The 10,586-nt window shown below is 34.2% G+C and carries 17 protein-coding genes, 1 tRNA gene and 2 pseudogenes; 12 read left to right on the top strand and 8 right to left on the bottom strand.

Going from position 1 to position 10,586, the window contains the following annotated elements; translation table 11 throughout:
• Window positions 1-49: 49 nt before the first annotated feature.
• Entirely contained in the window at window positions 50-277 is a 228-nt protein-coding gene (locus tag PF272_RS11180) for a hypothetical protein (RefSeq protein ID WP_271142816.1), read from the bottom strand.
• A gap of 123 nt (window positions 278-400) precedes the next feature.
• Window positions 401-501: transfer RNA gene (locus PF272_RS11185), tRNA-Ile, on the bottom strand.
• 543 nt (window positions 502-1,044) lie between these two features.
• Between PF272_RS11185 and PF272_RS11190 the strand changes: the two genes are divergently transcribed.
• Window positions 1,045-1,290: a hypothetical protein gene (locus PF272_RS11190; RefSeq protein ID WP_271142817.1), complete on the top strand. Its 246-nt coding sequence runs from the start codon at window positions 1,045-1,047 to the stop codon at window positions 1,288-1,290.
• A gap of 151 nt (window positions 1,291-1,441) precedes the next feature.
• Here the strand turns inward: PF272_RS11190 and PF272_RS11195 are convergent, their stop codons facing one another.
• Window positions 1,442-1,627 carry a hypothetical protein gene (locus PF272_RS11195; RefSeq protein WP_271142818.1) on the bottom strand — a complete coding sequence of 62 codons (186 nt, stop codon included), beginning with the start codon at window positions 1,625-1,627 and terminating at the stop codon, window positions 1,442-1,444.
• 231 nt (window positions 1,628-1,858) lie between these two features.
• Between PF272_RS11195 and PF272_RS11200 the strand changes: the two are divergent.
• A pseudogene (locus PF272_RS11200) lies at window positions 1,859-2,123 on the top strand (addiction module antidote protein).
• A gap of 323 nt (window positions 2,124-2,446) precedes the next feature.
• On the opposite strand, the pseudogene PF272_RS13035 reads toward PF272_RS11200, so the two are convergent.
• A pseudogene (locus tag PF272_RS13035) lies at window positions 2,447-3,322 on the bottom strand (DUF3800 domain-containing protein).
• Window positions 3,323-3,617: 295 nt separating this feature from the next.
• Between PF272_RS13035 and PF272_RS11215 the strand changes: the two are divergent.
• The gene (locus tag PF272_RS11215) at window positions 3,618-4,013 is read left to right on the top strand and encodes a DUF1828 domain-containing protein (RefSeq protein WP_271142821.1); all 396 of its coding nucleotides are present in this window, start codon (window positions 3,618-3,620) and stop codon (window positions 4,011-4,013) included.
• 63 nt (window positions 4,014-4,076) lie between these two features.
• Here PF272_RS11215 and PF272_RS11220 read toward each other — a convergent pair whose 3' ends face one another.
• The 4 genes from PF272_RS11220 to PF272_RS11235 all read right to left on the bottom strand — a co-directional run bounded on the left by PF272_RS11220 (window position 4,077) and on the right by PF272_RS11235 (window position 6,033).
• Complete coding sequence (locus PF272_RS11220; RefSeq protein WP_271142822.1) at window positions 4,077-4,466, bottom strand: hypothetical protein; 390 nt, start codon at window positions 4,464-4,466, stop codon at window positions 4,077-4,079.
• Window positions 4,467-4,922 (bottom strand): helix-turn-helix domain-containing protein, encoded by a 456-nt coding sequence (locus tag PF272_RS11225; protein ID WP_271142823.1) that lies wholly within the window; start codon window positions 4,920-4,922, stop codon window positions 4,467-4,469.
• 1 nt (window position 4,923) lies between these two features.
• Entirely contained in the window at window positions 4,924-5,235 is a 312-nt protein-coding gene (locus PF272_RS11230) for a type II toxin-antitoxin system HigB family toxin (protein ID WP_271142824.1), read from the bottom strand.
• 138 nt (window positions 5,236-5,373) lie between these two features.
• Window positions 5,374-6,033 (bottom strand): helix-turn-helix domain-containing protein, encoded by a 660-nt coding sequence (locus tag PF272_RS11235; RefSeq protein ID WP_271142825.1) that lies wholly within the window; start codon window positions 6,031-6,033, stop codon window positions 5,374-5,376.
• A gap of 131 nt (window positions 6,034-6,164) precedes the next feature.
• Here PF272_RS11235 and PF272_RS11240 point away from each other — a divergent pair, with 131 nt between their 5' ends.
• Genes PF272_RS11240 through PF272_RS11280 form a run of 9 tightly spaced genes read left to right on the top strand, consistent with a single transcriptional unit; the run spans window position 6,165 to window position 10,570 of the window.
• Window positions 6,165-6,371, top strand: coding sequence for a helix-turn-helix transcriptional regulator (locus PF272_RS11240; protein ID WP_271142826.1), 207 nt, complete (start codon window positions 6,165-6,167; stop codon window positions 6,369-6,371).
• Between the two features lie 47 nt (window positions 6,372-6,418).
• Window positions 6,419-6,862: a YmfL family putative regulatory protein gene (locus PF272_RS11245; protein WP_271142827.1), complete on the top strand. Its 444-nt coding sequence runs from the start codon at window positions 6,419-6,421 to the stop codon at window positions 6,860-6,862.
• A gap of 57 nt (window positions 6,863-6,919) precedes the next feature.
• Window positions 6,920-7,624, top strand: coding sequence for a Rha family transcriptional regulator (locus PF272_RS11250; protein ID WP_271142828.1), 705 nt, complete (start codon window positions 6,920-6,922; stop codon window positions 7,622-7,624).
• Window positions 7,621-8,403, top strand: a complete 783-nt coding sequence (locus PF272_RS11255; RefSeq protein WP_271142829.1) for a hypothetical protein — start codon at window positions 7,621-7,623, stop codon at window positions 8,401-8,403. The genes PF272_RS11250 and PF272_RS11255 overlap by 4 nt, the downstream gene beginning before the upstream one ends.
• Window positions 8,403-9,080 (top strand): replication protein P, encoded by a 678-nt coding sequence (locus PF272_RS11260; RefSeq protein WP_271142830.1) that lies wholly within the window; start codon window positions 8,403-8,405, stop codon window positions 9,078-9,080. The genes PF272_RS11255 and PF272_RS11260 overlap by 1 nt, the downstream gene beginning before the upstream one ends.
• 2 nt (window positions 9,081-9,082) lie before the next feature.
• Window positions 9,083-9,322, top strand: coding sequence for a hypothetical protein (locus PF272_RS11265; RefSeq protein WP_271142831.1), 240 nt, complete (start codon window positions 9,083-9,085; stop codon window positions 9,320-9,322).
• Window positions 9,323-9,325: 3 nt separating this feature from the next.
• Window positions 9,326-9,817, top strand: a complete 492-nt coding sequence (locus PF272_RS11270; protein ID WP_271142832.1) for a DNA N-6-adenine-methyltransferase — start codon at window positions 9,326-9,328, stop codon at window positions 9,815-9,817.
• 25 nt (window positions 9,818-9,842) lie between these two features.
• A complete protein-coding gene (locus tag PF272_RS11275; protein ID WP_271142833.1) occupies window positions 9,843-10,136 on the top strand; it encodes a hypothetical protein in 294 nt (97 codons plus the stop codon).
• 8 nt (window positions 10,137-10,144) lie between these two features.
• A complete protein-coding gene (locus PF272_RS11280) occupies window positions 10,145-10,570 on the top strand; it encodes a recombination protein NinB (RefSeq protein WP_271142834.1) in 426 nt (141 codons plus the stop codon).
• Window positions 10,571-10,586: the final 16 nt, after the last annotated feature.

A 10,586-nucleotide genomic window follows, 5' to 3' on the forward strand; every position in this document is an offset into this window, starting at 1 on the left:
TCTGTGGTAATAGTGTTTTTCTAATTATCCTTTATTTTTATAATTAAATCTAAGCGTTTATCCAAATGAAAGCGTCTTTAAGTTCTTCCGCAAGACTTAAAGCCCCCTTTCCACCGTAATTTTTAACATGATATAAAATAGCCTGCTTGATTCGTTCTTTATCTTCATCAGACAGGATTTCTTCTACAATAACTAACTTCAACTTTTTAGGGTTTCCTAATTGTTCGTTTAAAATGATTTGTTTAATCATCTCGTAGTTTTCATTTTGATAGGTCATAACACCTCTTTTTTTCTAACTTGATATAGAAACACACTAATAATAAATGCGTTTCCTAATGCCTACTCAATGCGTTGTAGTGCAAACAAAATGAGGAAATTTGCATCAAGCAGGCATTAGATTTGGTAGTGGGCGTGGGAATCGAACCCACATTACATCACTTATCTGGTGATTGCTTACAGAGGTATAAGCTCTGCTCTAATACCAATATTAGCAAGCCCACTAATTTTTATTATTCAGGACTGCACTTAAAGTTATTTAAGTATTGATTAATTACCTAGAAGGAGGTTAATAACTAAAAATGCAGTCTTGAATAACAAAACTTGTCTCTCCAAGTCGTCACGCCCTTATAGCCGCGTTTGCTAGATATTTTTTCGTTAATGCCGCTTTGGTAGTTACTTCGCCCTTGCTTCAACATTCCTTTCAGTCTCACTACGAGTCATCGGCTCGGTCAAAAATAATCAAAAAACCCTACTGTTCTTTTTAACGATTCGTGGGCTTGTTCGCCTAAAATTCCCCAATCGTTGTAGCAACTATTTCTAGCCGTGCATTTCACACTCAAGCAAGTAAGCAGCGCTTCCCTTGATTTTCCGTCCACCTCTCTTAGGACGAGAAACACAGTTTTCTGCTCGGGGGTTACTCAACTTAACACAGTTGATCACTTACCGCCATTGCCACGCCATTTCATCAACAAAATCAGCGCCTTTCTTTACCCTGTAAGGCTCAGGTATAATGTTTTTCTCTTATCTCACTAAAAGGAAAACATTATGAAAAATGAATACGGCACTATTACTTGGGAAGTAACGTCACCTATTATCGGGTTCGACATCGACCAAGATACAGGTTGCGTGCGTATAACCTACAAATCCTTGAGTCATTCTGAGTATCTGGATACTTTTGTTGTTCAGATTTCGCCGAAAGCGTCACTTGAACTATTGTCTCTTTTCCATAAACTCGAAAAAGAGCAGGTATCGTTACTCGAAGAAAAAGCCAAAGAATATTCCGTACAATAAACTCTCTCATTTATATGCTGTACCTTTTATTACACCACCTAAGTGATGGTGTTATTTTGTTGATGAGTTGTTAAAGAGCATTGAGATTATTAAAACCTCTATTACTGCCCTATCTATTTTGGATAGGGCTTTAATAGAAGCTCTTTCGAGTCTATAAACGTTCTAATATTCCATTGGCAAGTGCCATACTTTGTTCAATGAGCCAGTCCATAAAAGCATTATCTTTTTTCGCTAATTCCATTAGCTCTTTAATTGATTTACCGCTTTTTTCTGATACATCGCATAAAACATCAAAAGTCATTAAACTAAGAGTTTTTTCAGTAATAATGTTATTCATCTTGCTTTTCCTCATCGTTGTTTTACTGCATCTCGTTTTGATGGAACCATTATCACTTAAAGTGATTTAAATGTAAATAGCAAAATGTGATTATTTTTGCATAAAAATCACTAAAAGTGATTAAGGTATTGTTTTTAAAGAAGAACCAATTAAAAAAAATAATTTAATCGATTATTTTTTAGACGTTTTTTTTGAGTTATACTAAGATTTAGTAAGGAATGAGGGGATAATATGGTTAATAAACTACATGACTTTGATATGTCAGAGCATTTACGCACAGAAGAAGAAATACAGCTTTATCTTAATGAGATTTTAAGTGAGGGAGATATTGATTTACTTCTTTCTGCTTTAGGGGATATTGCCAAAGCACGCAATATGAGCCAATTAGCCAGAGAAGTAGGCGTAAGCTCTTTCAGGGTGCGGTAATCCGACACTTGTCACTGTGTTTAAGGTAACGCAGGCGTTAAAGTTGAATTTGGAAGTCAAGCCTGCTTAACTTAAACTAACAACTATTTTTTGCATTTAGCAAAATAGTTAAATTCAAGATAATTGTTAGAGTGTTTTAACAATAATCTATTTATTTTCAATAAGTTAGTATTGAAAATTCAGTTTTTTACTTTTTGTTAGTTCAAGATAATGAGTACAAATTTGAACTATCATTTTCGTGGCGTCACGAAGATTGTTAAGCCACAGTTAAACATTAGTAAGGTGATATTCGTTTTCTATTACATTGACATGATTTATTTGTTTAAATTAAACAAGGTATTGGCGTAAATAAAGCAAGGATTTGGTTAAAGAAAATTGCTAAGAGCGGTTGCGTTAGTAACTATTGAATCTACTGCAAAGCTTTTTAAGTGATTTTTCTGAGGCTTTTTTGGGTAAATTATTTCTTACATTACTGCGTTTTTGTGCTTTTGCCATACGATCACCAAAATAACGTTTGAAAATTTCATAGTCAGGTTTCGATTCTGGTTCTACTTCATAAAATGAAAGTTTTCCATATATAGCACATAACCAGTCAGCACATTGGATTGTTTGATACAACTTACTATCCACTTGCACTGGTGCTTCAATTAGTTGATATTTCCCATTTTGATGCATTTCATAAATAGCATTTTTCACGATATTCGCACTTGACTCGCTGTCATCCATAAAAATGAGAAACTAAGCATTTTGGTTTTTAAATTCATCATCTAGACGTTTAATAATTTCCCTTAAGCTAGATAAATAAACTCTTTGAGCATCATGCTTTGCTATATCTTTTTGCTTAGCTTCACCGACATAAAATAAAAAACCACCACGTTCGGTTATTTGATTAATAATGCGATTGGTTGATCGTGTAATATGTTTTGTGTAATTTCGCAAGTTGGCTACTGAATATTGCTTGGAACCTTTCTTTTCCCATGTTGAAAGCTTAAAGGTTTCACCTTGCTCTTTTGCTTGTTTTCTTGCTTGAGGAATATCATATTTTTCAAATAAGTGTTGCTTTAAATTGAAAAAGAAAGAAGAAAAAGGACGAACTTCTTCGATAGGTAAGACAAACCCTCCTAAGCCAAACACAGGATGAGTTTTATGGGTTGGGTGATCCACACTAATATATGGACCTACATGACCAAATTCATCAAGGTAAACAATATAAGTTCTAGAATGGGACATATAATTTCCAAGGTAGTAAATACACGGAAGCCCAATCATAACGATTGGGCCCCGGAATCAGCAGCAAAGAATTATAAAAATAAATTTTTAATAATCTCTGCTTCTGGGGCCTTATAATAGTATTTAGATTTTTATTGTCAAGTGAAATACCTTTCAAACGTTTATTTCTTAACCAATAGTTGAGCAAGCAGTTAAGCAAGAAAAAATAGCTCTTAAGCAAGGAACAATTATTAATCTATCACATTGAAATTATTAATAATTTTTAGATTAAGCAAGTTTTAATAAAAAATAAGCAAGGTAAGTAGAAAGACATCTAGGAGAAGGATAAATTACTATGAACACCTGTAATATAGCGATAAAGAAATTAGGGTTTGAATGTGAAACCTTAACAGAAACAGTAAGTTATGTAGCTAGCCCATTTACTTATGTAGATGATGGGCAAGTGATTGGTGCATTTATCCAAAGTTTAGGCAATAATCGTTTTAAGGTAACTGATGATGCAAATGCTCTCTTTAATATGGAAAGTAGAGGGATAAATATTACTAACAGTCGATTCTCTAAAATGCAGAGAATATTGAATCAGCAAGGGATCGAACTCTCTCAACAATGTGAAATTGTTTGTTATGCTACTGAAGAAACGTTAGCGGAATCGGTTCAATCTGTCATTAAAGGTGGCATGATCGCCTCAATAATAGGGATAAATTGGCATAAGGAAATGCGTCAAAAATAGATGAGTTATCATTCCTTACAAGCCTCAATCCATAAAAAAACCGCCAATCGGCGGTTTATTTTGCTATTTTATAAAATTATGAATATCAAGTGGGATATTTATAGATCCGTAGCCACCAGAAGCTAGAGTTGAAACAATAAACGCCCTAGATTGAGGATATAAATTTAGTAATAAGGCTCTTTTTAACTCAATACTATTCCATTTATCTTTATTTAAATCAGTTTCAAATTGAATATCGAAAAAATGGCTTAGGTACAAATTGAAATTTTTTGATTTTATATCAACTCGCACCTCTGCTGGAAATAACGTTAAATTATCAGAATCATAAGGTGCTAACAGCCAAGAACTTACGAAAAAATCAACATCACCATCAACTACCTTCATATCATTTTCAAGATATGAATCCTCGATAGAAAATTTAACAACTTTGTTTTTTTTGATTTCAAATTTCATTTAAGCCACCTTGATATTAAATCCTAATGTACTTTCATTAAAAAATAACTTATTTATATTTATTTTTTCATGAAAATCTACTTTCTTTAAAAGATAATCTCTTGTGAGAAGATCAATTGAAATATGTAATCCCTCGTGTAACTTTCTAATCATCTTTAAATTAAGTTTTCTTTTGTAATTTAACACTTCAGATACTTTCGATGGACTACCAAAATACACAACCATATCTTGATTAGATAATCCGTTTTGTTCCATATAAAATTTTATAATTCTAATTGGATCTGTATTAATAAGGTTACTTGGGTATTTTTTCTCTTCATACTTTTCAATTAAAAGTGAAAGTAATTCGAACTCATCAAACTCAGGCGTATTTTCAATTAAATCCAATTCAGATAGCTCTAATATACGATCCATTGCTGCATTATACTGCTCTTTTGTTTTAATTAATGTCCACATACTATCTATCACCTAACTTACTTAATTTACTAAAATCTAACTTATCATACTCTGAGTGAGTACCAATCCACTTAATTAAAAGACTTCCAGAAATATAAATAACTTTTACAAACAACCTGTGATGATTGCCATTAATATTAAATATGCAATGATTCTTTGGTAAAAAATCTACACTACTAAATTGATTTTTTATGTCTTGAGGTGATTTGAATTCAACGGATTCCATTACCAAAATCCAATCTTCTATTGAAGATCTGGCGTTTGGATGGAATCTTATATAATCATACAACATCTCTTTCCCCAAGATTTTCATTATAATACCTCATAATTCCCAAAATGGGAATTTTTAATAATCTTTTTTTTATACAAACTTATAGAGTTTTAATTAGCTGTACAGCCATACCAATTTATCTTTATTAAGAAACGATTTGACTTTGTATAGTCAACTCACCTACAAATAACTCCGATGCTCAACAGCTACACCGATAATACGGATATCTTGTTTCATTGAGCTAAGAGTTGGAAAATCTGGATTAAGGGGAACTAGCTCAAAGTGCGGATTACCCGAAACAGAAATATCGCCTAACTCACGATAACGTTTTAGTGTCGCTTCACCATTACCATTGACTGCAGCAACAAAATCGCCTGGATGAGGACGTTTGTTAGGATCAATTAACACTAAATCACCTTCACTAAATTTTGGCTCCATTGACATTCCACCAATCCGTAAAAAGAAGGATCCTTCTCCTGCATCAATTTCGCTGTCGATATATTCATAGCCTGTCTTGTCTTTATAGTCGCACACTTCTGTCCAATTCCCTGCTTGAATAGAGCTAATGAGTGGGTAGGAGTAAGAACTTTTTACTATAACTGGGACAACATTAGGTTCTCCAAAAGCAAGATCGGCAGGTTCAATTCCTAGCACTTTTGCCATTACTTCTATATCGCCTAAATCTGGGGTTCTTGCATTTATTTCATAATTTCCAATTCTAGATTGTCCCCACTTTGAACGCTCTCTTGTATCTATTTTTGATACAGCTTCTGCGAACGCTTTTTGATTTAGACCTGATTTTGTTCTAAATGCCTTAATTCTCTCACCGATTGTTTTCATAAAATTCTCCCAATCTAATTGAATTAATAATATCACGCAAAGAAATACTGTTCAAAAACACAAAACGAGATTGACGAAAATCACTAATAGTGATTTAATAAATAGTAAAAATCACAAAAAAGGATGTGCTAATGAATAACCTTTCTAAAATTAGGAAAAGTCTTGGCATTACTCAAAAACAGCTTGCCACTGCTTTTGGGTGTAATCAGTCAAGAATTGCCAATTATGAATCTGGTCATCGTGTCCCATCTTTAGCTAATGCAAGAAAGATTGTTGATGCTTTAAATTGTTTTGGGGCAAATGTATCAATTGATGATGTTTTCCCTTTACAAAACTAATTTACCAAATCTACATATAAATAAAACCATAAAAAACAAAGGAAATTATGACTATGAAAAAGACGATCATAGAAATGATAGAGAAATGCACTGGTGGCAAAGCTGCTGTAGCTGCATTTCTAGGTATGACAGAAGTCCAATTTAACAACCGTTTATATCAAACAAAAGGACAACATTTTACTGATGATGAACTAATTGCTATTGAGTTGGAATATGGCGTATCTGATTGGTCTGATGAGATCAATAGAAGATTAGGAAAAGTCAGCTTCTCTATTCCAGATAAAGAACAAGTGGATCTTGTTGAGCTTTCTCAACTCCAATTACAAGAGTTAGCTTCTAGAGGGATCTTATTCTCAAAATTAAATGAATTTTTAGAAGATGGAGTGCTAACTAAAGAAGAACAGGAAACGATTCACAAATTACTTCACAAAGCACAACAAAAAATGAGTGAGTCTGTTGAAGTAACAATTTCTTTATACAGTAAAAAGTAAAAATGAAAAACCACCGCAGCAACGGTGGTTAGTTTGGTTATATATAAGGAACTATATATGAATGAATTATTACCGATAAATAGAGAAAAAGCAAGCATTACGATGAGTAGTCGTGAGATTGCGGAGTTGTGTGAAAAACAACACGCTCACGTTCTTCGTGATATTCGTAATATGCTTGATGAACTCTATCCAAATATGGATAGTATTGATTTTAAAGGAATTTTTATTATTAAAAATCCTGTAACAGGTTTAACAAGTGAAATCCTTTTACCTAAACGAGAAACAATGATTTTGGTTTCTGGCTATCGGATTGATTTAAGAGCCAATATTATTGATCGTTTAGATGAATTAGAAAACCAGCAAAAAACAACCGCTCTTTTACCACAAAACTACCTACAAGCCTTAGAAGCATTGGTGGAGAAAGAGAAGCAAAACCAAGCCTTAGCTTTAGAAAATAAAGAACTAAAACCAAAAGCTGCATTTGTCGATCATTATGTAGATGTAGGAACAAGTAAATCATTAAGAGAAGTAGCAAAGATTTTGAAAATGCCTGAAAAAGCAATGATTGATCGTCTTATTAGTGATCGTTTGCTCTATCGCCAGTCTGGAAAGTTATTGCCATTTGCCACAGAGAAAGCCAAGCCACTTTTTACAGTAAAAACAGGCATAGCAGAACATGGACACAATTATACGCAAACTAGAGTAACAGCGGAAGGAATGCGTTTTATTGCAGAACAATATGCAACGGAGTTGATGCAATGAGATTTAGTAGTTACATAAATAATCAACGTTGCCTTGAATGGGGATTAAATGCAAATCAAGGAGCGTTATTTGATTTACTTAATCAAGCAAGCAGTTGGGCAAAAGAAGTTGTTATTGAGGGTATTGTATATTACTGGGTTTCTCGTAATGAAGTTATTAAAGAGTTACCACTATTTTATTCAAAATCTGACACAGTTTATCGACACTTTAAAGATTTAGCTGAAAAAGGATTAGTTGAATATCAAAAATTAGAGGGTAAAGACCTTATTCGATTAACAGAAAAAGGTAAAACTTGGAATGATTTTAACTCGGATTTTAATCCGAATAACTCGGAAATGGATCCGACACTCGGAAATAAATCCGAAAAAACTCGGATTGAAATCCGAAAAAGCTCGGATCTAAATCCGACAAATAATAATACTAATAATAAAAATACTAATGATCATATTAATAAAAAAACTACGCAAAAAAAGTCGCCTGTACTTGAGCTTTTAGCTGAATTTGGGATTACAGGACAACTGGCAGAAGATTTTATTACTCACCGTAAATCGAAAAATTCACCAATTACTAAAACCGCACTAGAACGCCTACAAAAACAAGCTGACTTGGCTGGCTTACCGCTTGCGGAGGTAGCGGAAGTTATGATTGAGCGAGGCTGGCGGGGGTTTAATGCAAATTGGAATTGGCAAGCTTCATCTGACAAGTCTGTCCAGTCAAAGTTTGATGATAATGATGACAGTTGGTGGCGTGGCAAGACTATCGAGATCAGGGGGTATTAATGCGTAATTTTGCAAATACACAACTTACTGAATTAGTTGGAAACGAACCAAATTATCAACAAACCTCAGTTGGAGAACAAGTTATTCCACCGCACGTAGCTAAATTTGTTGATCGGTTATTTATTCGCTTAAAAGCGATATTCCCAGCGTGGAAATCAGCATTTGACAGTGAAGAAAGTTATCAAGAAGCGAAACGCCTTTGGTTAGAAGCGTTGGTAAATAACGGCGTTACGACCGCAGCACAGTTTAAGCGAGGGATAGCTCAAGCAGAACGTAAGGATGTCCCATTTTTTCCTAGTGTTGGGCAATTTATTGCGTGGTGCAACACTGAAAATTACGCCGAGTTAGGATTACCAACACCTGATGAATTGAAACACCGCTTAAATAAATTTCGTGCGAATGGTGGTTTTGCGGAGATTGATCGCTTTGAGTTTATGTCAGATGCGGAATATTGGCTGATTACTGAGATTGCGAACAAGTCAATTCAAAAATCTTATAGTGAGGCGGAAGAGCTTAAAGCGATGAAAGAGGCGTTAGACAAGATGGCAAAACGCTTAGAAAAAGGGAAGGTACTACCAAAACCAACTCGATCATTACCTGAGAAAGTTGAATATCTGGATCCTGAAAAAGTTAAACAAGGTTGGGCTAATTTGAAAGCGTTAGTGGCGAGAGGTTAGTAATGAGTATTGATAAAGATAACATCAAATTAGTTTGCCCAAACTGCGGTGGGGAATTAACGGATTTATGGGACGGTGAACCAGTGAGTGCGTTTATCGGAGAATGGTCTGACGATAGATTTCGCTGTGAGGGGAAATGGGAAGAGTCTGAAAAATGGGGTCCGTATGCCTGGTTTAACCGAACAAAATCATGTGGCTACTTTGGTTTAAAAGATTTGGGTGTTAAGCCTGAAGAGGAATAATAAATGAGTTTTGATAAAGATACATACCCAACACCACTATCTGTATTTAACCAAATAGATGCAGAATTTAACTTTACGATTGATGGAGCAGCATTGCCACAGAATACAAAGTTAGAGCGCTATGTTACACCAGAAATGGATTTTTTAACTTATCAGCTAGAAAACGAGCGAATCTGGATTAACCCACCATTTAGCGATCCACATAGCTTTATTAAGCGTGCAGTTGATCTATATGAAAACCACAACTGTTTAGTAGTGATGCTTTTGCCTGTAGATATCAGCACAAGATGGTTTTCACTAGTTGCAGAAAAAGCAACGGAAATACGCTTTATTGTTGGTGGGAGAATTAAGTTTTTAAATCCAGAAACAGATAAATGGACTGATGTTTGTCGAGGGAATCATTTAGCTATATTTAATCCTGCTCACAAAAGTATGGGACAGGCTATCCGCCACATCCATATTTCACGGTTTAAAAATTTAGAGTGGAAACAATAATTTAATTAAAAAAGGTTGGTCTAGTATGAATAAACTAAAAATAGCTGAAGAAATACTACTTAAATTTGGGGCAAGAAAATCTTATGAGATGACAAAAAATTGCACTGGATTTCTTAAAGGAAAAGAATCATTCGTTTTATCTCTTTATGAAGAAGAATTAATGCTTTCAGTTGGATTCGTAGGGCTAAAAGCTAATCTTAAAAAAGCCGAAAAAATAGCTAATAAAATTTTTGGTAAGCATTTTAGTGTTAGACATATGAAAGAAAACAGAATGGATGGAATTCGAGCAAGTTATTTTCAGCTTGAACTATTAAATTAGGGGACTCAATGCCAACTCAAAACTTCCTTCCTTTTAGATTAATTAACGAGCAAGTAAAACACAATGCAATTAAATTTATTGCGAGTTTGCCAGTAAATGAATTCGATCCAATTGTTATTGATTTTAAATCAGATAGTAGAACGTTACAGCAGAACAACAAATTTCACGGAATGCTACAAGATTTTGTTGTTCAAGCGACATGGAGCGGACAGAGATACGATTTATACGGATGGAAAAATTTATTGGTAAGTGGTCACACTATTGCAAGCGGATACCCTTACGAATTAGTTAGGGGGCTTGAAGGTGAATTAGTTAATACACGAGAAAGCACCGCAAAAATGGGGATAAAACGAATGGCGAGTTTAATTGAGTATTCCACAGCTTGGGGTACGGCTAATGGAGTCATATTTAGCGACAACTTTATGAGAGGGTAAGATGAAATTAATAAAA

Source organism: Gallibacterium faecale (genome assembly GCF_027920745.1).
Classification (GTDB): domain Bacteria; phylum Pseudomonadota; class Gammaproteobacteria; order Enterobacterales; family Pasteurellaceae; genus Gallibacterium; species Gallibacterium faecale.